This is a genomic window from Caballeronia sp. SEWSISQ10-4 2 (assembly GCF_030464885.1).
Classification (GTDB): Bacteria; Pseudomonadota; Gammaproteobacteria; order Burkholderiales; family Burkholderiaceae; genus Caballeronia.
On the sequence record NZ_JALPRJ010000016.1, the window covers coordinates 87,262 to 108,071 of the forward strand.

Genomic DNA, 20,810 nt, shown 5'->3' on the forward strand with positions numbered 1-20,810 from the left:
CGCTCAACAACTCAGATCGAAATATCCCTTGGCGAGGCACACCCCGTTCACCAGGATCTCGACCTCATGCCGCCCGGCGTAATGCACACGCGTGGTGAAGTCCCGGATGTTCTGCGTGCGTTCAATCGATACCCGCTGGCCGCTATCGAGCGTCAACTCTTTGAGCTTGAACACCTTCGCGGCCGTCACACCCGATTTCTTCACGTAATGCATCTTGTAGTCGATCACGAGCCGCTGGCTTTCCGGGCACTTCGAAGCAAGATCGAATGACAAGGTCACGCGCTCGCCTAACGCGATCTGCCGAGGCATCACGGCGAACTTGCTGATCTTCACATCCGGCACGCCGCCCGCACCGATCACGGCTAATGCGCGGCCATTGCCAGCCTTGATCAGTGAGCGCAGCGCGCGCTTTGCAATCCAGGCTGTGTGGGCGTTTTCCATCGGCCATGTCGCGAGCCGGTCCAGCACCCATTCAGGATGGGATTTGGTCACATCGTTCAGATGATTGGCGACTGACTTGCGGACATAGAGGCTCGGGTCCGAGCGAAGGTTTTCGAGAATTGGCGCCGTCAGCGAAGGATCGGCGACGATCGCGTCGAGCCGGAAAGACCATGGCAGGCGCGGACGGCTGCCCTCGCTTGCAAGACGGCGCACGGCGTCGTTGTCATCGAGTGACCAGACTTTCATGACGGCCAGTGCACGCGTGAGATCCTTGCGCAGGAACTCGCGCACGGCGAACTCGGAGGTGCCGAAGGACGTGAAAAACTTCAGGGCGTCCATGGAACCATCGAAGTCGTCCTGACCGTATTGTCCGACGTAGTCGGGAAGGACCAGCGTCGAGAATCCTGCCTCCATGCGCAGTGCAAGTGCGCGAAGAATCTCGAGCGCCTGGCCGTAGTCCGCGGGAAGGGTGGCATGCAACGCCTGGGTCATGCGGCGCAGGCGCTGCATCAAGGTCAGGTCGTCAAGCCCGGCCAGCGAAATCTTGAGAAAACGGCGTGTATCGAATGGTGGATAAACCGCCTTGACGTCGAGCGCCATGTCACGGAACCGGCGTTCGTTGAAGATCTCTTTCAGTGCGGTGTTTTCTGTGTCCGACATCGTTATCGTTTTCTGGGTGGGGTCGCAATGGGGTTGCAAGCCGTGTTGGCGGCTGCGGCGAATGTTTCGCTTGGGGCGGAACAGCAGCTTATCTGCTTCCCCTGTCAGATCTTGTCAGGAGCGGCGTTTTCCGGTCGGAGTCAGGATCACCTTGGCTTGTCTAAAGGCTTAAGTATCCGTCGATGCGTCCTGCAGAAAGATCAGGCTGTCGTGCAGATGGACGAGATGACGCAACAGAACGCGGCGCTGGTGGAGCAGGCGACATCGGCGGCTGCGTCGCTGCATGAACGAACGCGCCACCTGAAGGCGGCCGTATCCGTGTCAAGATTCCGGACGAGGGACGGATGGCGCGGTTCTAAGTGCTAGCCGGTACAAAGGCGCTCGCACTTGTGGCCGTTCGCGATGGCCTCGCGTTGTTTAGAGCGGCGGCCGTTTTCGATTGACCCAAAGCTGTACCGATGGTCGTTGCCACTGGAATCTGGCGTAGTCAGCCAGCCTTTGCGGCACCTGATCTCCGTTGAGGACAAGGCGATTGAGCATCAACGCAAGATCCACGTCAGCGATGCACCAATCGTCGAAGAGGTTTGTGGTGCCGGGCGCAAGCAACGCCTCGGCCGCGGCGAACAATTTCTCAGCCGATGCACGTCCTGCAGCGGTAAGCGGAGTGCTGCAGGGCGCATAAAACAGCACCTCGGTTGATCGTTCCTGTCTGATCGGCGTGAGATCGCTGCGAAGCCAGGCCTGGATCTGACGCGCCCGCGCACGGCGATGCGGGTCTGCCGGATACAAAGGCGTGCCCGGAAAAACCTCATCCAGGTATTCGGTGATTGCCGACGATTCGGACAGAGCAAAGCCATCGTGAATCAGGGTAGGGACGCGCTGTGTCAATGACATCGCTGCAAAGCTCGATTCGCGATTGGCGTTGTTCGCCAAGTCGATCGTCGCCATCTCGAACGACAGCGCTTTTTCATGAAGCGCTACGAAAGCCGACATGGCGTACGGGCTTGCGAACTGAGCGTCGGTGTAGAGAAGAAGACTGGCGGACGGCAACGTGCTCTCCTTAAGGATTTTTCGCGACTAGATCAGGGTCGCCTGAGGGCCCGGGCATTCACTGCGTCTTGGCAGCATGCAACCTGGGCGTCCCCATCTTGAACCACGCCTTCTCTATTTTTCCGTTCCCTATTTCGTAGATGGCGACCACATCGATTTCGCCGGGACCGTCTGGAAAGGTGCGAGTCACGACCTCCTGGTCGACCACCATATTGCCAAGCGATATACGCGTGATGAGCTTGCCGGAAAGATTGGTCTCGCTGAACCGGGCGACGTGGCGTTTGCGGACTTCGGTGGCGCCACTAGCTAACAATCGCGATGGGAACTCATAGTATTCGCAGTCGTCGGCCCACCATTGCATGAAGGCCTCTATGTCCCGGGCGTTATAAGCTTCAAGTTGTTTTTGCACAGGAAACTCGGCGTCGTTCATCCCGTTCACATTCATTTCGTTGCGTTCCTTGCGAGTGTAAAAGATCTCGATTGCGAGCTTTATTGTTAGCTCGCGGGGCGAGCGAAGGGTACGAAGCGTCTAAGCGACCCCTTGCCGTAGGAACACTCGAGCTTCGATACAACGACATGATAGCCGCGCGCATGAAGAGGGTCGCGGTTCATTGCGTGGGAGCACCGGCGCAGGGCTTGTGATGCCGCTGCTCCGGCTATTTGAAAGGGAAGGTTTAATGCCCCGCTGGTTCGCTGGCGGTTCGGCCGAAGGAATCTTTGAAGGTTTTCCAGCCGAGGTTGAAGCCCATCCGCGCAATCATCACTCCGATGACCGCCGCAGCCAGACGATCCGATATCGCCACACCGGCCATGCTGCCCAAAATTCCGGCCGCGGCGACAAGCGCGGAGATCGCATCCGAGCGTGCGTGCCAGGCGCTCGCGACCAGAATGGTTGAACGGGTGCGTTGAGCCACCGACATGATGTATCGGAACAAGCCTTCTTTGGCGGCGATCGCAAACACCGCGACGACCAGCGCGCTTGCATGGACGGTGGAAGCGCCAGCCACATTGGTCGCGGTGGTCATGTGCGCAAGACTGCTCCACAGCGTCTCCATTCCCGTTGCGATCAACAGGAGGGAAATAAGCAGTGATCCTATGGTTTCGTAGCGGTCGTCCTGACCGTTGATGCTCCGGTGTGCCGCTGTAGCGCTGAGGCGCAGGACCGCTAGCACCATCCCGTCTGCGGCCAGGTCTGTCAGCGTATGAACGCCGTCGGCCAGCAAACCGTCCGAGTAAGCCAGCCAGCCGATGGTGATCTGCATCGTCATCAAAGCCGCATTTAACAGGACACTGACCTGGGCTGCCTTGAACGCAGCGTCTCGCTTTTCGCGGCCGTGCTCGGACATCGACGACATCGTGGGGACATTGTTCGTGTAGGTAAGGCACCGTAACCGTCGCACGTGGCGAAGATATGACACCGGCCGAAGTTGCCCCGGGACCGTCTTGCCAGGCGGCGTCGGAATGTCTTTGTAAGCTAGCGGACGTGTATTTCAACTCGCCCGCGTTGCTCGGGACCCGGCTTTGCGCACAGGCACCCCGGATCCCTATTTACAGCTCAACAGTCAGAATCGATATTCAGATCGACTCGACCTCGCCGCCGTCCATTCTCAACGTCGAGCCCGTCATCCAGTGAGCCGCAGGCGACACGATGAACGCCATCAGCTCGGCAATCTCCTCGGGCGTGCCATATCGGGCGATCCCCGCTTCAACAGGAAAACTCGCGGTCGCTTCTTCGACAGTCATGTTGTGCAGCGGTGCCCAATGTTCCAGATAGGATTGCCGCCGACCCGTCATTACCGGGCCGGGCAGCACGCTGTTGACCTGCACACCGTCTGCAATCCCCCGATCCGAGAAGGCTTTCGCCAGTGCCACAATCGCCGCGTTGATCGTGCCCACGGCTGCGTACGGTGCTTTGGGAAACAGCGCCGAGTTGCCCGACATCAGCACCACCGATCCTGACGATTTTTTCAACGATGGCCACGCCGCGATCGTCAATCGCCGCGCGCCGTGCAGCTTCAACGCGAGACCACGGTCCCATTGATCGTCGGTCATCTCGAAGACATCGATCTGCGGCACCGCGCCCGCGATGTTGAGCAACGCATCGATCTGCCCGAACGCCGACAGTGTCTGGTCCACGACTTCTTGTGCGGCCTGCGGGCGCGACAGGTCGAGATCGATTGCGAAAGGCTCGGCACCGGCCTTCTTTACCTCGTCAGCAGTCTGGTCGAGATTCTCGCGATTGCGCGCAACGAGCACAACCGAAGCAAAGTCCTGCGCAAGCCTGATGGCGGTTGAGCGGCCGATACCCTGGCTCGCGCCCGTCACGATTGCTACCTTCTTGGACATTTCGTTTCTCCTCCAGCTTGAAAACACCGTTGTTGATGCAGGCAAGGCGTTCGCATGTCAGCGAACACGTCAGCGAACACGTCAGCGAATCAGAAATCCGGAAATGGCCGAGGCGATCTCTGCCGCATGAGTTTCCAGCGCGAAGTGGCCGGTATCGAAGAAACGCACCTCCGCATCCGGCAGGTCGCGCTTGAATGCCTCGGCGCCCGCGGGCAGGAAGAACGGATCGTTCTTTCCCCACACGGCAAGAAAAGGCGGCCGGTGGGTGCGGAAATACTGCTGAAACGCGGGATACAAGGCGACGTTGCTTCGGTAGTCGCCGAACAGATCGAGCTGGACCTCGTCCGCACCCGGCCGGCTCAGGTAAAAGTCGTCAAGTGAGTAACCGTCCGGTGACACCAAGGCCGTGTCCGGTACACCATGCGTGTACTGCCATGCGGTCGTCTCGTGCGTCAGCAACGCGCGAAGTGCATCGCGATTGGCGCGTGAAGGATCTTGCCAATAGGCGCGGATCGGATTCCAGCCTTCGCTCAAACCCTCTTCGTAAGCATTGCCGTTCTGCGAGATGATCGCGGCGATCCGCTCGGGATGCCTGAGCGCAAGCCGAAAGCCCGTCGGCGCGCCGTAGTCGAACACGTACATGGCAAAGTGATCGAAACCGATCTGCTCGGTGAAGCGCTCGATAACGTTGGCGATGTTGTCGAACGTGTAGGCAAAAGTATCGCGGCCCGGCATGTCCGATTGGCCGAATCCAGGCAGATCGGGAGCGACTATATGAAAGTGCTCGGCGAGCTTTGGAATCAGGTCGCGGAACATGTGGCTCGAACTCGGAAAGCCGTGGAGGAGCAGCAGTTTCGGCGCGCCCGAACGACCCGCTTCGCGATAGAACACCTTGAGGCGGTCGACGTCAGCGTAACGATAGGAAATAGAGAACATGGGTTCACTCCGGATTGGGTATAAACGGTCTGCTGGAAATGACAGGTTGCAGGTATTCTTAACGAACCGAGACTGTTTGGGCCGCTTCGACGATTACGCTGATGACGGCGTCAGGAGCCGTGACGATAGGCGTGTGATCGACCTGGTGTGAATGCACGTGCGCGTTCATGCGCTGTGCCATGAAATGTTGCGTGTCGGGATTGATCATCCGGTCTTGCTCGGCGATCAGGAACCAGCTCGGCCGATCCTTCCAGAGCGGGCGCCCGAGCGCCTCGCCGATGCACGAAACCGAAATGGGACGTTGAACCGCGCCGAGCACTGTCAGCTCCTGCGTCCCCGCGTTCTGAGCGAACGCCGCTGCGAATGCCTCCTCGGGCAGCCATATCAGGCCATGACGATCCGGTGAGAGCTTGGGCGCCAGCGGGTGCGCTTTGCCGCGGTAGAACACGTCGCCCACAGTTTCGCCAACGTCCGGCGCAAGCGCCGCTACGTAGACCAACGCCTTGATGTTGTCGGCGTGCGTCGATCCGATAACCGCGCCGGCGTAAGCGTGCCCGGCAAGCACCACCGGACCGTCGATGCGTTCGAGCGTTCTATCGAGGGCTGCCACGTCGTCACGCAAAGAGCTAAGCGGCAGGGGCGCCGCGACTGCATTGATGCCATGTGCCTTCAGACCTTCGATGACCTTGCTCCAGCTTGAGCCATCTGCCCATGCGCCGTGCACAAGCACCGCGCTCACGTTGCCAATAGACATTTCTCGCTCCTTTGAAGACGGGGTGCTGCTTGTGATGAACGCACATCGCGTCGCGTGCTCTGTAACCGCCTAAACGGTTTTTAAAGGTTACAAACGAGTCATGTAACTTGTCAATAGCATTTTTAGCGGTTACAGTGTGCTGATCGTCACTTTGCATTCGTCATGAGATATGGACTACCGTCAGATCCCCGCAATATTCGTCGCCGATGCACCTGGCCTGGATTTTCTGAACTCGGTCGCGACGCCGGTGGATGAAGAAGTCGACTGGATCAGCGACGGGGAAGGCCTGCTTGCCTGGTTGGAACAGGCGGAGCTGGTGCCCGGCGCAGCCCTCGAAGAAATACGTGTTCGGTCCACGGCTGCCGAGCTCGACGACGTCGCGGCGCGGGCCCGCGATCTGCGCGAGTGGTTCAGGGAATTTGTCCGGAAGAGGAAGGGGCGGCCGCTGGTCGCCAAAGACCTGCGTGAGATCGAACCCTTGAATCAACTGCTCGAGCGGGATCAGCAGCACGGTGAAATCGTCACGAATATCGCGGGTGGCGTGACGAGCTTTGAACTTCGCGCGAATCGACGCTGGCAGTCAGCAGCGTCGTTGCTGATGCCGATAGCCGAGGCGCTGGCCAGACTCGTTTGTGAGGAAGACCTCACGTACGTGAAAGCGTGCGAAGGCCCTAGATGCACGTTGATGTTTGCCGATCACACCCGTGGCCACGCCCGCCGGTGGTGCAGCATGGCGATCTGCGGTAACCGCGCGAAGGTTGCCGCTCACCGCAAGCGGCTCAGGGAGCAGGAAAACCGCTGAGGTTGCTTTGGTCTTCCGACGTACTGGATCAAACGCGGCGGCAGTATCTTCGGGGAGATGGGGCAGGCGGCGGATAGGCAGTCGTGTGGTCCCGATGGCATGCCACCGATGTTTGATGCAGCGTGTAATGAGTGAGATGGGCCGGCGCTAACGGTCAACCGGGAGTTCAGCCTCCTTTCGCGTGCCATACCAAACAATTGCAGGGAAATTTCAATAACTCGGCCGGGCGTTCAGATTTACCGTCATGACCTTGCTCCACCGTGCTCCCGACCTCGTCACATTTACTCAAGAAACATATCCCTACAACAATTTCAGGAAATCCCTACCCCGGTCTCACTACAGAGATCGAAGCGCATCGCCGTATACCGATATAACTGCCACGGCTATTGGCCTCGCTCCTTTGGAATCTTATAGTCAGATGTCGCGGATTGGACTTGTTTCCGATAGAGCGCAAGGATGCGTAATAATGGAGCTCACGAAATGGTTGAAAGCCGTTAAAGAAATTGCGGCTATCCCCAGACACGATCCAGATCTACTGATCGCTCAGTATCGAGCTTTCACGTTTCAGATGCCGCTCATGTACGTGATGTTGATGATCAATACATGGGGTTTGGCGGTGACCCACATGCACGTCGCGCCGCGATGGATGACAATCGACATACCGGTTGTCATGACCGTGATCTCAGTCATGCGGGTGATCAGTTGGCTGCGTCTTTCGAAGCAGGACGCAACCCGCGATATTGCGTTAAAGGCACTGTCCCGTACCCAACGGCTCTCAAGCATTATTGCCCTTGCTTTCACGCTGTGGGCACTCATGCTATTTCCCTACGGCGACGCCTACGAAAAGGTTCACGTAGCCTTTTATATGGCGATCACCGTTATCGGTGTGATTTTCTGCTTGATGCATTTGCGGCCGGCCGCTTTCACGGTTGCTTTCATCGTCAACGGCTCGTTTGTCATTTTCTTTTCCCTGTCAGGGAACCTGGTCTTTGTCGCAATCGCCATCAACACCGCGCTTGTCTCCGCGGCCATGCTCGCCATACTGATGGTCCACTATCGTGACTTTACCGGCATGGTGAGTGCGCGTGCGGAAAATTTCCGCCTTGCAAATGTTGACAGCCTGACGGGTTTGGCTAACCGTCGCGCATTTTTTTCCTACCTTGACAACGCGTATGCGAAGGCGAAATCCGATGGAACCCGTCTCGCCGTCGGCATTATCGACCTGGATGGTTTCAAACCCATCAATGACATCTATGGTCATGCGACCGGCGATAAACTGCTTCAGACTATTGGGAAGCGCCTGGGAAATATATGTCCAGAAAACTACTATGTTGCAAGGCTCGGCGGGGATGAGTTTTCGATTGTGGCCTCAAACTTCGGCGATACAGACGAACTTGTGGCGACTGGAGAACTGATCTGTTCTGCGATACGAACTGCTGCGTCGCTGGGGGATACAACGCTGCAAATAGGCGGATCGCTAGGATTCTCCGTCTATCCCGATATGGCAAATGACACGGTACAATTGTTTGCAAACGCCGACTATGCGCTCTATCACGGAAAGCGCGCGGGTCGTGGCAAGGTGACACTTTTTTCCATTGATCACGACGCCAAAATTCGATCCGATGCGAAAATTGAACAGGCGCTACAACACGCAATCCTTGAAGACGAACTGACGGTAGTGTTCCAACCGATCGTCAATGTTTCGAGTCGAACGACAATCGGATTCGAAGCACTTGCTCGCTGGTTCAGTCCCACATTGGGTTCAGTTTCGCCAACGCAATTCATTCACGTTGCTGAAAGAACAGGGATGATCTTGGCGATCACCCTGACGCTATTGAGAAAGGCGCTGGCGCACGCGTCACTTTGGCCTGGTCACATCCGTCTTTCGTTTAACCTGTCTGCCCACGATCTTAGCTCGCCCGAGAACGTCCTCGACATAATTACGGAGATCAGGAGGAGTGGCTTCAATCCCGCTCGCCTGGATCTCGAAATAACCGAAACTGCTTTTATTCGTGATTTTTCGCAAGTTCGTAGTGCCACAGAGACTTTGCGATCGCTCGGATGCGGCATTTCCCTGGACGACTTTGGCACAGGTTTTTCGAGCCTGACGCACCTCCATGCGCTGCCGCTCACCAAAATTAAGGTCGATCGCAGTTTTGTCACGGATCTAAACAAAAACCCCGCGAGCTATAAGATCGTCAAGTCTCTTCTCGCGCTCAGTCGAGATATGGGCCTTGATTGTATTGTTGAAGGCGTAGAGACAAGAGACGAATTGGCCATTCTCAAAACACTTGGAGATCTGACGGTTCAGGGATATCTGTATTCCAAGCCAATTTCGGCAGACGAAGTCGTTGGTTTTCTCGAACAACCGGCGACCGTTGCTCAGGTGATTTGACCGGGCGAGTAATAGTCCAACCATGCCGTGTGGCGAAGCGTTCCTTGAGTACAGCACGATGACATGCCGCGTTCATTCGATGTCTGGGCAACTCGACGTGCTGATGGATTGGGACAACGCATGAGAGAGACGCCTGCGTGCGACGCGCATCGCGAAGCCGCACCTTTGGCGCTCGCGCCTGCGGGTCGGCTGGTGGCTGTTCTCGGCACGCTAACGCGACAACGCCGCTACTAACACAGCAAGACTAGGCTTCGATTGTGATTTCGCTGACTGGTATAGCTTGGCAGGTGAAGCACATGTTCGCTTCCTCTGGGCCGCGTGACCGCCCTCATCCGTTAGCGAGGCGTATGAAGACGGTCCCTGACTACGCAACGATTTCATTGCGCGGCTGATCTGATGCGTCGGAGCCGAGATGCCGACTTTGCCCTCAATCTGGAATTTCACTGGCCGATTAAGTGCGATAAGAGTAGGGCACGGGCGGTATCCTACCGGCGCGGTTTGCAGCATATGGTGAATGGCCGCTATGGGCAAATCTGAAGGGTCCGTTGTGGACCGAGCTGAGACAATCGAAGTCACTTCAGCCAGTCCCTCGGTTATTTCCAGCCGTGCACGCGACGTGCCGCTACGCCAGCGCGAGAGAATGCGACATCACATCGCATTTTTATGAAGATTTGATCCCAGAGCGTATCATTTGAGCCGCGAGTGTCGTCGTCCGGCACCTCTGTGCGAGGCGGCGACGAGAATGTCCGGCGCTCTACCTATTCGACTCGCGCGAATCTTTTCAGTCATATTTCCCATTGAAAGTATATGTTCAGTCCCGTCGCTTTTTACGTCGTCGGAATTATGTCCGGCGCGATCAGCGTAGTCGTATTTGGCTCGCTGGTGCGGTCCGGGATACCCGGCTTGTTTCGCTGGATCAGTGCAAACATCCTGATTGTGGCCGCGTTTGTTGCGTTGGCCTTGAATGGCAGTTCGCCGACGCCCCTGACGGTTATCGCTACGAGTACGCTATTCGCCGGTGCCGCATTCCTCGTCCTGCAAGGTTGCCGACTATTCTTCGGCCTTCGACCTTCGCGGCCCTATGAGGTTGCGGCGTACGCGATGCTGGTAATCGGCGTTGTTTACTGGACCTGTTTTTCGCCGAACGTCAGTGCCCGGATTGTTCTGATATCTATCTTTTTAGCCTATGTTCGTCTGCTGGTGGGCTGGACAACCTACACCAGGAGGCCGCTACACCGACCGGGGTACAGCTACCAATTCGTAGCGATTGTCGCCGCGCTCGGCGGGGTCGTTCATATTGCTCGCGGGCTGGCCGTTTGCCTCGGCTGGGAACATCACACACGGTTTCTCGAGCCGACGCCAATGAACATTGCGTTTCTCGGGCTCGGCATCATCACCCTGCCGTGTCTGTCTATCGGCGCGCTCATGCTTGCGTATGACCGTATGGGGGAGAGGATGGAGCAGTTGGCAGCTATCGATGAGTTGACGGGTGCGCTCGTGCGGCGCGAGTTTATGGCTCAGGCCGAGTTGCAGTTGGAGCGTGCAAACCGCACGAGGTCCCGGTTCGCGGTTGCAATCCTCGACATCGACAACTTCAAGGCCGTCAATGACGCTCACGGCCACGCGGCTGGAGACCGCGCGCTATCCCACTTTTCCTCGATCGTGTCGCAGGGTATCCGGCGAGGAGACATTTTTGGGCGTCTTGGCGGGGAAGAGTTTGCAATACTGCTCCCTGAAACATCCAGAGCCGATGCGCTCACGTTGGTGAACAGTTTGCGCCTGCACCTGGCTGCGTCTACGTTAGCCATACCTCGTGGAGAAGTGACGTGCACGTTCAGTGCTGGCGTAGATGAATATCAAGCTAACGAGACGCTGGCAAACCTGATGGCACGATCTGACGCAGCGCTCTACTCAGCAAAGGCCATGGGACGAAATCGTGTCGTATCCGCGCTCTCTGCGGGCGACGAAGCCGTTGGAGCCGCCAAGGACGGACCGAAACCGAACTGACCGCATTATTGCAAAAGGTCTGACGCTGATGTGCGGCTTGCCGCGCGAAGTCCGGTCGCCGAAGACTTGATCAAATAGCACCGCGGCAACGTCCGCCGCGGTCGCAAAGGCGCTTGTACGCCCGGACTCGCGGAGCATGGCGTTGATCGGCAACGGTGCGCAAAGCGAATTCCAGGCGCTCGCGTTCCATATGCTGCTCGGTATCAACGAGATTCGTGTGTTCGACGTCGATGCGCGTGCGACGGACAAGTTGATCGGCAATCTCGCGGGCCACCCGGAACTGCGCGTCGTGCGCGCAAAGTCGACAGCCGATGCGGTGCGAGGCGCGGACATCGTGACGACCGTCACGGCTGACAAGGCGTATGCAACGATCATTACCCCCGAGATGATCGAGCCGGGCATGCACATCAATGCAGTGGGCGGCGATTGCCCGGGCAAGACCGAACTCCACGCCGAGGTGCTCCGTCTCGCGCGCGTGATCGTCGAGTACGAACCGCAGACGCGTATTGAAGGCGACATTCAGCAACTACCGGGTGATTTCCCAGTAATCGAACTCTGGCGCGTACTGCGCGGCGAAGTGGCCGGCCGCGAACGTGCCGATCAGGTGACGGTATTCGATTCGGTAGGCTTTGCGCTCGAAGACTACTCGGCACTGCGATATCTGTTTGCGCTCGCCCAGGCACGCAATGCCGGCGTCGAGGTTGCGCTGATCCCGCCGGTCGTCGACCCAAAGAACCTGTTCGGCGAACTGGCAGGGTCCCATCAAGCCGAGGTGGCAGGCACGAGCACCTACGGCTCGTTGGTGTTTGGCCGCTAAGCATGACGAACCAACTGGCAAAACGAGCCATCACTCCCGCTACTCGACTTTCATGAGCCTTATTTCGATTCAGGCGCCCAGCGCCGTTGTCATGATCCGGCCGCATTGCTTCCACCCTAACCCGGAGACCGCGGCGGACAACGCCTTCCAGCGCTGCGACGCCGGACACAACTACGAGGAGAGGGCAGGGGTCGCCGCCGCCGCGCGCAACGAAGTCACGAACGCGGCGGCGGCGTTGGAGGCAGCGGGCGTACGCACCCACGTTTTTGACGATCACGGCGAGGGTCGGCCGCCGGATTCGGTGTTCCCGAACAACTGGCTATCGACCCACGCCGGGGGTCACATTGCGCTGTACCCGATGCACTGCGCGAACCGCCGGCGTGAGCGCCGCACGGATGTCGTCGAGATGCTCAAGGCGAATTACCGGGTGCAGGACGTGATCGACTACTCAGGGTTGGAGTACGACGGTGTTTTCCTGGAAGGAACTGGTGCCACGGTGCTCGATCATGTAGCCCGGGTGGCCTATGCGGCGCGTTCACGCCGCGCCGATCCGGTCGCGCTGGAGCGCTTCTGTACGCATTTCAATTTCGAGCCGATGTGCTTCGACACGTCCGACCGCGCAGGCCACGCGATCTATCACACCAACGTCATGATGAGTGTCACAATCGATACGGGCAAGGACTCGCGAACGAGTTTGAAAAGAGAGCAAGAAGCGCGGGCAGAACGTGGTGTCACACGACGCAGCCACAGACAAGTCGATCGATTTCCGGGCAATCCTGACCAGGCTCAAGGGTGAACATCCCGATGTCATCATGTATGGAGGGATGGATTCGACGGGCGGACCGCTCGCCAGGCAGGCGACGCAACCGGCGATGAACGTGAAGATACTGGCCGGCGACGGCGTCTGTACGCCGAAGGTGGCGGGACTCGCGGGCGACGCAAGCAAGAACATCATTTGTTCGATCGCCGGCATGCCGCTTGAGAAGATGGCAGAAGGGAAGGCGTTCGAGAGCCGCTATGTCGCGCGCTTTAATAAGCGAATCGAGGTCTATGCGCCATTTACGTATGACGCGGTGTATATCATCGTCGATGCGATGAAGCGCGCGGGTTCGATCGAGCCCGCGAACATTCTTGCTGCAATGCCATTCACTGCGTACGCCGGCGTAATCGGGCTGACACAATTCGATTCGCACGGCGATCTTAGGCAAACCACAATCTCGCTCTATGAGTACGTTGACGGGAAGCAGAAGCTGCTGGACGTTTTGAAGATGTAAGTCTCTACAGTTAGGCGAACTGAAAGCAGCCGGATACAGATCTGGCTGCATTTTCTCGCGCTACTTGACGCGATGGCGGCGTTCACGGGGGCCGATCGAACACGCGTAGTGTTCAGCGACTACCGCCGACTGTGGCTCAACTTCGGCGTGTAGTCTGATTTTACGACCGCCTCGCACTCGTTAAAAAAAATGACAGCTTTGCTAACTGACATTTTCAATGGTCCGGAAGTTCAAAGAGGCCAGTACCTCTGGCTCTTGCCTCCATCGCGGCATATGCGGGAACATGAGTTCCGCATTGCCCGCCGCCTCCGCAAACTCACGAAGCCCTTGCTACCGCTTCTTCGCGAATCCTGCGCAACGTCGTATTCACGGCATCCAGATAAGCCACTTCCATACTATCGGCGAACTCGACTTCTTCTGCGCTGCCGCCCTCAACGCCATCAAGCACGAGATCGAACGTAAAACGCAGGTACAGTTTTCCGGTCGAATCTTCTTCCAGGATGTTCTTGATTTGTCCTTTCGCTTTCCCAGAAAGGCGGATGAATTCGACGCGCCCTTCGGGGAAGAACAGAATCAATTCACGCATCGTCTCCCCATGCAGCACGATCTCGCGGATCAAGCGGTGCGGATGCTGCTCAACGATTGAACAACGAGTGATCGCTGCGACAAAAGGGACAGCATTTTCCGCCTTGCGAACCAGTCCTTCCCATACCTGTTGACGGTTGAGACGTACAAGTTCCGAGCTATCGTTGGGATTGACTTCAAGTTTGCGGCTGACACTAATCACGTCTGTCTCCTATTGGATAGTTTGTTTGGCGCTCCGCGTGACCGATATGGTGCGGATCTGAATTCTAGGAGTTGACGCACGCGTTCGCCATTAGTCGGGATTGTTCCTGCGTATCACCTCTCCGAATAGATGGGTCCGGCCTACGCGAAGTCCTTTCAGCGTTCGTAGTACATTGTGCCGGGTGTCGTTCAAACTTGGCTGAATGCGCTATCTCAACGGGGCATCAACCCTGACCGCTAAGCCAACCACCCCCCGGCGAGCAGCGTCCCCGCATCCCCGAAATTTATTTCAAAAACTGAGACACCCGATCAATTCGGCCACAACCACCGACCTACACTCGTCGTCGTCAATGCGTCGGGGGATTGCATTGACCCTGCTACAGGTGCGCTAGCAACAAGCACCTGGGCTGTCGTGCGTCATCGCTTCCCAATCCCACTGTTTATCGTGTCCACCCGCAGACGATCACTGCGAGTTGGGTGATTTCCAACGCACTAGATTTTCTCATTCCCGGAGAGGTTCATGTCCAACAGTTTACAGCAGTGGGTGGGACGCAATCGCCCCCCGCGCGTTCAGATTACCTACGACGTTGAGCTCGGCGATGCCGTCGAAAAGCGTGAATTGCCCATGGTCGTCGGCCTGCTCGCCGATCTCTCAGGTCAACCCGCAACACCGTTGCCCAAGCTCAAGGAACGCCGCCTAGTCGAAATCGATCGCGATAATTTCGACGAAATCATGAGCAAGATCCGCCCGCGCCTCGACCTGTCGGTACCCGACACCATGAAAGGCGAAGGCAACCTGAAGGTCGAGCTGCATTTCGAAAAGTTCTCCGATTTCCATCCGGAAAGCCTGGTAAGCCAGGTGCCGCGCCTCGCCAAGCTGCTCGAAGCCCGGCAACAGCTGCGCGATCTGCTCGCGAAGCTCGACGGCAACGACGAACTCGACTCGATGCTCGAAAGCATTGTGCAGAATTCCGAAGAATTGAAGAAAGTGCAGAGCCAGGCGCAAGCGGGCGATACGTCCGCCGCGTCAGTGGCCGAAGACTTGCCGTCCGAGTAACGGACCCAATCGGACCAAGACGGACAAAAACGGACCCATTCTCCGCGTCGCTGACGCAACGAACTTCCCAGGGGTAATGCAATGGAAACGAATTCTGCCGCCGAAGTCGCGGTAGCCGGGACGACCACGAATGTGAGCGAGCTCAGCCTGCTTGAGCGCATCGTTCAGGAAGGCAACATGGCCGTTGAACCTTCGCAGGGAGTCTACGCGAAGAAGCTGATCGGTCAGCTTGCCTCACAAATTCTCGACGAGGGCATGCGCACGAGCCCCGACAAGAGCGTTGTGGCGATGATCAACGAGCGTGTCGCTGAAATCGACAAGCTGCTCACGGACCAGCTCAACGCAATCATGCACGATTCCGCTTTTCAGGCGCTCGAAGCGTCGTGGAGCGGTATGCATGACATGGTCTACGGCACCGAGACGAGCACGCGCCTGAAGCTGCGCCTGCTCAACGTCACGAAGAAAGAGCTGCTCAAGGATCTCGAATCGGCCGTCGATCACGACATGAGCGTGCTGTTCAAGAAGATCTACGAAGACGAATACGGTACCTTCGGCGGTCAGCCGTATTCGCTGCTGATCGGCGACTACGCATTTGGCCGTCACCCGCAGGACATCGCGCTGCTCGAGCGCATCTCGCGCGTCGCGGCGGCCGCGCATGCGCCGTTCATCGCAGCAGCGGCCCCGAGCCTGTTCGATCTCAAGTCCTATACCGAACTCGGTGTTGCACGCGATCTGTCGAAGACTTTCGAAAGCGCTGAACTGGCCGGCTGGCGCAGCTTCCGCGAGTCGGAAGATTCGCGCTACGTGACGCTCGTGCTGCCGAACTACGCGGCGCGCTTGCCGTACGGCGCGAAGACCAAGCCGGTTGAGAACTTCAACTTTGAAGAAAACGTCGACGGCACGGATCACAACAAATACCTGTGGGCGAACGCCGCATATCAACTCGGCCTGCGTATCACGGATGCCTACGCGAAATATAGCTGGGCAACCGCGATTCGCGGTGTTGAAGGCGGCGGCAAGGTAGACGGCATCGCCGCACATGCCTACAAGACCAGCGAAGGCGATGTTGTTCTCAAATGCCCGACCGAAGTCACGATCACCGATCGCCGCGAGAAGGAACTGAGCGATCTCGGCTTCGTTGCGCTCGTCAATTCGAAAGGCTCGAACTTCGCGACCTTCTTCGGCGGACAGACGGCCAACAAGCCCAAGGTCTACAACAAGGATGCGGCCAATGCCAACGCGCAACTGTCGGCACGCCTGCCGTTCGTGCTCGCGGCGTCGCGCTTCGCGCACTACATCAAGGTGATGATGCGCGACAAGATCGGCAGCTTTCAGTCGCGCGCCGACGTGGAGACGTATCTGAACAACTGGATTGCCGACTACGTGCTGATCAACCCGGCGGCATCGCATGCGCAGAAGGCGCGTTTCCCCTTGGGCGAAGCGCGGGTCGATGTCACCGAGGTTCCCGGCAAGCCGGGCGCGTATCGCGCGACCTGCTTCCTGAAGCCGCACTTCCAGATGGAAGAGCTCACGGCATCGATTCGTCTGGTTGCAGACCTGCCCGCCGCGGCAGCTTGATGGACGACGCGCGGCTTCGCGCTGCGCGTTGTGTTGTCTTCCTATAACACTCTAATTCAGGCCAATCATGGATACGATCATCCTTCAATTCAAGGATATTAAGGGTAACTCGCTGATTGACGGTTTCGCCGACGGTATCCTGCTCATGTCGTTTTCGCACAGCGTCGCAATGCCGATGGGCATCGATTCCTCCAACACGGAGCGCACCCTGGGGCGCCCCGCTTTCTCCGAATTCTCGGTGAGCAAGAGCACGGACCAGTCAACGCCCGCGTTGTACGCGGCGTGCGCCGCCGGCACCAAGCTCGGCGACGCGACTATTTCCATCGGGCGCAATGAAGGCGGCAAGTTCATGCTGCACATGAAATACGTGCTCACCAACGCGATGATCGCAAACATTGCGACGAGCGGCGGTGGCTCCGACATGATGGATTCGTTGTCGATTAACTATTCGGCGATGACGTCGCAATACACCCAGCAGAACACGGACTCGACGAAAAAGGGCACTGCACCGTTCGGCTGGGATCGCTCGACCAACAAGGCCGTCGCTCCCAAGGCGTAACACAACGTCGCCCGCCTGCAAGCGGGCGACGGTCCAACTCGCTCAACCGGTTTCGCGTTTATGTCGGCAATCGCCAACGGTTATCCCCTGCCTCTCTTCGAGCGTCTCGTCGAGAACGCGGACGCATCAATGCTCGGCGAGGATGCGCTTCGGCAATCCGTTGCGCGTGAACTGTCGCGTCTGCTCAATGCGCGTTCGCGCCTGACGATGGCGGCATTTCTCCAGAGCGACGGGACGGTGACCGACTACGGCGTGCCGGATTTCTCCGAACGTTCGCTGCGTTCAGGCCCGGATCGGGACGCGATAGCCAATGCGATCCGGCATGCAATCAAGCTGTTCGAGCCGCGGCTTGCGAATGTCACCGTGACGTTCGAATTTCCGCCGGGGCGTGAGGATCACGCAGTACTCGCCATCCACGGCGACATGCGCCAGGGAAAGTCGGTTGAGCACGTCTTCTTCGAACTGGTGAGTGGCGCTGACGGCAGCGGCGCCGTCGAGACGCGTGCGCTGGAGCTTGACTGAGATGGCGCCCGACGACATTCTTCAATACTACAAACGTGAGCTCTCGTACCTGCGCACGCAGGGCGCCGACTTTGCGCAGCGATATCCGAAGGTCGCCGCACGCCTCGCGCTGCACGGCACCGAATCGCTTGATCCGCACACGGAGCGTCTGATCGAGGCGACCGCGTTTCTCGCCGCCCGTGTTCATCGCGATCTTGATCAGGCGTTTCCGCAAATTGCCGGGGCATTGCTCGAGAACGTCTGTCCTTCACTGGTGCAGACAATTCCGTCGATGACCATCGCGCAGTTCGATCTCGATCTCACTCAGGGAAAGGTGACAGCGGGGTTTCGTGTGCCGCGTCACACGGGTCTTGCCGCCCGCACCGAAAAAGGAGAGTCGTGCCGCTTTCGCACTGCATGGGACACCGTGCTGTGGCCGTTAAAGATCAGCCGGGCGGTCTTCGGCGAGGACGCGACGCTGTGCCTCACGCTTGAATGCGAGGCGGGAGTCGACTTCTCGGAACTCGACCTGACGCAGTTGCGCATCCACCTGCACGGGGACTGGATGGTGACGATGCCGCTCTATGAGCTGCTCGTGTCGGGCGTGACCGATGTCTCGTTGCGTCCGGCGCAGGGGCCGGCGGTGATGCTGTCGCCGTCCTCATGGCGCGAGGTTGGTTACGCCGAAGAGGACAGCGTGCTGCCGCAGCCGTCGCACGCGCATCCGGCGTATGGGCTGATGCAGGAGTATTTTGCATTCCCGCGCAAGTTTCATTTCTTCGACTTGAGTTTGCCCGCCGGTCGTCTGGGTACGGGCCGCACCTGCGACGTCGTGCTGCATCTGGACCACGTGCCGCGCGGACTCGGCATGCTTGGCGCACCGCATTTCAGGCTCGGCTGCACGCCGATCGTGAACCTGTTCTCGCAGACGAGCGAACCGGTCGTGATCGACCAGCGCACTTACGAATACCGGCTCGTCGCGGACCAGAAGCGCGAACCGGTCACGGAGATCCATTCGATCCTGTCGGTGGTCGTGTCCGATCCGGCCAAGGATCGAGCGACGACGCTGTCGTGTTTCACGGCGGCCGACCACATCGGCAGGAATGAGGCGGGCGGCGATTCGATGTTCTGGTTCGCCCGCCGCGAGCACAGCTTGCGCAGCAACGTGCCCGGCGTGGACGTGTACCTGGGTTTCGTCGATGCCAGCAACGTAACCGGCCAGCCCGATGCGCCGGTCGTCTACGCGAACGTGCTGTGCACCAACCGCCGGCTCGCCGAACAGGTGCCGGTCGGTGCACGCATGCTGGTTGAACGGGTGTCGCAGAACACGACTGTGCGCTGTCTTTATGAACCGACTGCGCAACGCAATCCGCCGCTCGGCAGCGACACGCTCTGGCGGCTGGTATCGCTGCTGACGCGCAACTATCACTCGCTGGTCAACGGGGCCACCGGTCAGCGCGAGCTGCAGGAGATGCTGCGCCTGTTCGCCTCGGAGGGACCGCGCGAGCAGGACCAGATTCGCGGCATCAGGAGCATCTCGGCGCGTAACGTCACGGCGCACGTGGGCGGTGAAGCGTGGCGCGGCTATTGCCGCGGCACGGAGGTGAGCGTCGAGTTCGATGCCGACGCGTTTGTCGGCGGCTCGCCGTTGCTGATGGGAGCGGTGCTTGCGCGCTTCTTCGCGATGTACACGTCGGTCAATTCCTTTGTACGGCTGGTAGTGCGCCGGGGAGACGAGATATGGAAGCAATGGGAGCCGATGACCGGTTGCCAGCAGCTGCTCTGATCGCTCGCCTGGTCGCGCAGCCGCAGGGTTTCGACCTGTTCCAGGCCATCCATTTGCTGGAGCGTGCGCAGCCATGGGCGCGGGCACTCGGGACCGGCGACGGCGCGGATGAAGCGGTGCGCCTGAAGGGGTACGTGTCACTCGCGTTCGAAGCCAGCGATATTCGCACGGTGCGTCGTCACGCGCTGCCGGACGTAGAAGAGACACCGCGCGAGACCTACATGCTGAGCACGCCAGTGATGACGCTCGCGGGCGCGAACGGCCCCTTGCCCCTGCCGTTCACGGAGATGGTGCTGGCGCGGCGCACGGCACGCGAGCCGGCAATGGCCGATCTCCTGGACATTTTCAATCATCGCTTCCTGTCGTTCCTGTACCGCAGCCGGCAGAAGCATGCGCCGGGCCTGAGCGGCCGCGAGCCCGACGACGCCGCGCTTGCGGCCTGTCTCGACGCGCTCGGCAACCTCGGTCTGCACAGTGGCGAACGAGGTCCGCGAGGCGCGCGGCTCTGGCTTCGTCACGCTGGGTTGTTCGGCGGCGCGCCGCACTCGCTGACTGGGCTGCTTGCGCTGTTGTCCGACCGGCTTGGCGTACGCGTGCGGGGCGCGCAGTTCGTTGGCGGCTGGCGTGAGATCGATGCACGCGACACGCTTCGTCTTGCCCGCGCAGGCGCTCGCGCGCCGCGTCTCGGCGGCCTTGCCGTGCTCGGGCGGCGTAGCTGGGATCAGGCGGCGGGTATTCGTATCGAATTTCTTGATCTTGATCCCGCGCGCTTCACGGCACTGTTGCCGGGCGGCGGCGCGCATGAAACGGCTGCGTGGCTGATTCGCTGTTATCTCCAGCAGGACCTCGACGTCCAGTTCCTGCTGCAACCCGGGTCGCCACGCGCGGCCTGCACTGTGGGCGGTACGTCGGCGGCCCGGCTCGGTTGGACGTCGTGGCTTGCGAGCCGGCGCGGCGACGCAGGCGAAGTTAGCGCAGCGCGGCCCGCGCCGGTTCGGCTCAGCTTGCGCGCAGCGGCTGCCGTTGCGCCCATGCGGCATACATAAAGATAAAGCGACCAA

At 59.1% G+C, this 20,810-nt stretch carries 17 protein-coding genes and 3 pseudogenes; 12 read left to right on the top strand and 8 right to left on the bottom strand.

Translation table 11 applies throughout. From position 1 onward, the window contains the following. Nucleotides 1-3 precede the first annotated feature (3 nt). From M0D69_RS13330 to M0D69_RS13360, 7 genes are all read right to left on the bottom strand, one after another. Nucleotides 4-1,101: a DNA alkylation repair protein gene (locus tag M0D69_RS13330; RefSeq protein WP_301782462.1), complete on the bottom strand. Its 1,098-nt coding sequence runs from the start codon at nucleotides 1,099-1,101 to the stop codon at nucleotides 4-6. A gap of 417 nt (nucleotides 1,102-1,518) precedes the next feature. Next, complete coding sequence (yfcF, locus tag M0D69_RS13335; RefSeq protein WP_301782463.1) at nucleotides 1,519-2,151, bottom strand: glutathione transferase; 633 nt, start codon at nucleotides 2,149-2,151, stop codon at nucleotides 1,519-1,521. Nucleotides 2,152-2,209: 58 nt separating this feature from the next. Continuing rightward, a complete protein-coding gene (locus M0D69_RS13340; protein ID WP_301782464.1) occupies nucleotides 2,210-2,596 on the bottom strand; it encodes a nuclear transport factor 2 family protein in 387 nt (128 codons plus the stop codon). 229 nt (nucleotides 2,597-2,825) lie between these two features. Then, on the bottom strand, nucleotides 2,826-3,506 hold the full coding sequence (locus M0D69_RS13345) for a cation diffusion facilitator family transporter (RefSeq protein WP_367619709.1): 681 nt from the start codon (nucleotides 3,504-3,506) through the stop codon (nucleotides 2,826-2,828). Nucleotides 3,507-3,726: 220 nt separating this feature from the next. Further along, nucleotides 3,727-4,497 carry an SDR family oxidoreductase gene (locus tag M0D69_RS13350; RefSeq protein ID WP_301782466.1) on the bottom strand — a complete coding sequence of 257 codons (771 nt, stop codon included), beginning with the start codon at nucleotides 4,495-4,497 and terminating at the stop codon, nucleotides 3,727-3,729. Between the two features lie 81 nt (nucleotides 4,498-4,578). Beyond that, entirely contained in the window at nucleotides 4,579-5,433 is an 855-nt protein-coding gene (locus tag M0D69_RS13355) for an alpha/beta fold hydrolase (RefSeq protein WP_301782467.1), read from the bottom strand. A gap of 58 nt (nucleotides 5,434-5,491) precedes the next feature. Beyond that, the gene (locus M0D69_RS13360; protein ID WP_301782468.1) at nucleotides 5,492-6,187 is read right to left on the bottom strand and encodes an alpha/beta fold hydrolase; all 696 of its coding nucleotides are present in this window, start codon (nucleotides 6,185-6,187) and stop codon (nucleotides 5,492-5,494) included. A 169-nt stretch (nucleotides 6,188-6,356) separates the two neighbouring features. Here M0D69_RS13360 and M0D69_RS13365 point away from each other — a divergent pair, with 169 nt between their 5' ends. The 6 genes and pseudogenes from M0D69_RS13365 to M0D69_RS13390 all read left to right on the top strand — a co-directional run. Further along, the gene (locus M0D69_RS13365) at nucleotides 6,357-6,989 is read left to right on the top strand and encodes an ABATE domain-containing protein (RefSeq protein ID WP_301782469.1); all 633 of its coding nucleotides are present in this window, start codon (nucleotides 6,357-6,359) and stop codon (nucleotides 6,987-6,989) included. A 466-nt stretch (nucleotides 6,990-7,455) separates the two neighbouring features. Further along, nucleotides 7,456-9,384: a bifunctional diguanylate cyclase/phosphodiesterase gene (locus M0D69_RS13370; protein WP_301782470.1), complete on the top strand. Its 1,929-nt coding sequence runs from the start codon at nucleotides 7,456-7,458 to the stop codon at nucleotides 9,382-9,384. A 1,101-nt stretch (nucleotides 9,385-10,485) separates the two neighbouring features. After that, nucleotides 10,486-11,391, top strand: a complete 906-nt coding sequence (locus tag M0D69_RS13375) for a GGDEF domain-containing protein (protein WP_301782471.1) — start codon at nucleotides 10,486-10,488, stop codon at nucleotides 11,389-11,391. Nucleotides 11,392-11,470: 79 nt separating this feature from the next. After that, nucleotides 11,471-12,208: pseudogene (locus M0D69_RS13380) on the top strand (ornithine cyclodeaminase); the annotation flags it as partial. 52 nt (nucleotides 12,209-12,260) lie between these two features. Beyond that, nucleotides 12,261-12,869: pseudogene (locus M0D69_RS13385) on the top strand (arginine deiminase-related protein); the annotation flags it as partial. A gap of 8 nt (nucleotides 12,870-12,877) precedes the next feature. After that, nucleotides 12,878-13,482: pseudogene (locus tag M0D69_RS13390) on the top strand (branched-chain amino acid ABC transporter substrate-binding protein); the annotation flags it as partial. 316 nt (nucleotides 13,483-13,798) lie between these two features. Here the strand turns inward: M0D69_RS13390 and M0D69_RS13395 are convergent. Then, on the bottom strand, nucleotides 13,799-14,269 hold the full coding sequence (locus M0D69_RS13395) for an SRPBCC family protein (protein ID WP_301782472.1): 471 nt from the start codon (nucleotides 14,267-14,269) through the stop codon (nucleotides 13,799-13,801). A gap of 519 nt (nucleotides 14,270-14,788) precedes the next feature. Here M0D69_RS13395 and tssB point away from each other — a divergent pair. From tssB to tssG, 6 genes are all read left to right on the top strand, one after another. After that, the gene (gene tssB / locus M0D69_RS13400) at nucleotides 14,789-15,325 is read left to right on the top strand and encodes a type VI secretion system contractile sheath small subunit (protein ID WP_301782473.1); all 537 of its coding nucleotides are present in this window, start codon (nucleotides 14,789-14,791) and stop codon (nucleotides 15,323-15,325) included. A gap of 81 nt (nucleotides 15,326-15,406) precedes the next feature. Beyond that, the gene (gene tssC, locus M0D69_RS13405) at nucleotides 15,407-16,903 is read left to right on the top strand and encodes a type VI secretion system contractile sheath large subunit (protein ID WP_301782474.1); all 1,497 of its coding nucleotides are present in this window, start codon (nucleotides 15,407-15,409) and stop codon (nucleotides 16,901-16,903) included. 67 nt (nucleotides 16,904-16,970) lie between these two features. After that, a complete protein-coding gene (locus tag M0D69_RS13410; RefSeq protein WP_301782475.1) occupies nucleotides 16,971-17,462 on the top strand; it encodes a type VI secretion system tube protein Hcp in 492 nt (163 codons plus the stop codon). 60 nt (nucleotides 17,463-17,522) lie between these two features. Continuing rightward, nucleotides 17,523-17,984, top strand: coding sequence for a type VI secretion system baseplate subunit TssE (gene tssE, locus M0D69_RS13415; protein WP_301782476.1), 462 nt, complete (start codon nucleotides 17,523-17,525; stop codon nucleotides 17,982-17,984). Nucleotide 17,985: 1 nt separating this feature from the next. After that, nucleotides 17,986-19,749: a type VI secretion system baseplate subunit TssF gene (gene tssF / locus M0D69_RS13420; RefSeq protein ID WP_301782477.1), complete on the top strand. Its 1,764-nt coding sequence runs from the start codon at nucleotides 17,986-17,988 to the stop codon at nucleotides 19,747-19,749. Then, a complete protein-coding gene (gene tssG / locus M0D69_RS13425) occupies nucleotides 19,704-20,795 on the top strand; it encodes a type VI secretion system baseplate subunit TssG (protein WP_301782478.1) in 1,092 nt (363 codons plus the stop codon). Before tssF ends, tssG begins: the two co-directional genes overlap by 46 nt. Nucleotides 20,796-20,810 lie beyond the last annotated feature (15 nt).

What these genes read in the sequence shown, in the direction of transcription:
- M0D69_RS13350 (WP_301782466.1), bottom strand. Translation starts at nt 4,497, where the DNA reads ATGTCCAAGAAGGTAGCAATCGTGACGGGCGCGAGCCAGGGTATCGGC.
- M0D69_RS13365 (WP_301782469.1), top strand. Translation starts at nt 6,357, where the DNA reads ATGGACTACCGTCAGATCCCCGCAATATTCGTCGCCGATGCACCTGGC.
- M0D69_RS13355 (WP_301782467.1), bottom strand. Translation starts at nt 5,433, where the DNA reads ATGTTCTCTATTTCCTATCGTTACGCTGACGTCGACCGCCTCAAGGTG.
- tssG (WP_301782478.1), top strand. Translation starts at nt 19,704, where the DNA reads ATGGAAGCAATGGGAGCCGATGACCGGTTGCCAGCAGCTGCTCTGATC.
- M0D69_RS13330 (WP_301782462.1), bottom strand. Translation starts at nt 1,101, where the DNA reads ATGTCGGACACAGAAAACACCGCACTGAAAGAGATCTTCAACGAACGC.
- M0D69_RS13345 (WP_367619709.1), bottom strand. Translation starts at nt 3,506, where the DNA reads ATGTCGTCGATGTCCGAGCACGGCCGCGAAAAGCGAGACGCTGCGTTC.
- M0D69_RS13375 (WP_301782471.1), top strand. Translation starts at nt 10,486, where the DNA reads ATGCTGGTAATCGGCGTTGTTTACTGGACCTGTTTTTCGCCGAACGTC.
- M0D69_RS13410 (WP_301782475.1), top strand. Translation starts at nt 16,971, where the DNA reads ATGGATACGATCATCCTTCAATTCAAGGATATTAAGGGTAACTCGCTG.
- M0D69_RS13360 (WP_301782468.1), bottom strand. Translation starts at nt 6,187, where the DNA reads ATGTCTATTGGCAACGTGAGCGCGGTGCTTGTGCACGGCGCATGGGCA.
- tssF (WP_301782477.1), top strand. Translation starts at nt 17,986, where the DNA reads ATGGCGCCCGACGACATTCTTCAATACTACAAACGTGAGCTCTCGTAC.
- M0D69_RS13340 (WP_301782464.1), bottom strand. Translation starts at nt 2,596, where the DNA reads ATGAATGTGAACGGGATGAACGACGCCGAGTTTCCTGTGCAAAAACAA.
- tssB (WP_301782473.1), top strand. Translation starts at nt 14,789, where the DNA reads ATGTCCAACAGTTTACAGCAGTGGGTGGGACGCAATCGCCCCCCGCGC.
- tssE (WP_301782476.1), top strand. Translation starts at nt 17,523, where the DNA reads ATGTCGGCAATCGCCAACGGTTATCCCCTGCCTCTCTTCGAGCGTCTC.
- tssC (WP_301782474.1), top strand. Translation starts at nt 15,407, where the DNA reads ATGGAAACGAATTCTGCCGCCGAAGTCGCGGTAGCCGGGACGACCACG.
- M0D69_RS13370 (WP_301782470.1), top strand. Translation starts at nt 7,456, where the DNA reads ATGGAGCTCACGAAATGGTTGAAAGCCGTTAAAGAAATTGCGGCTATC.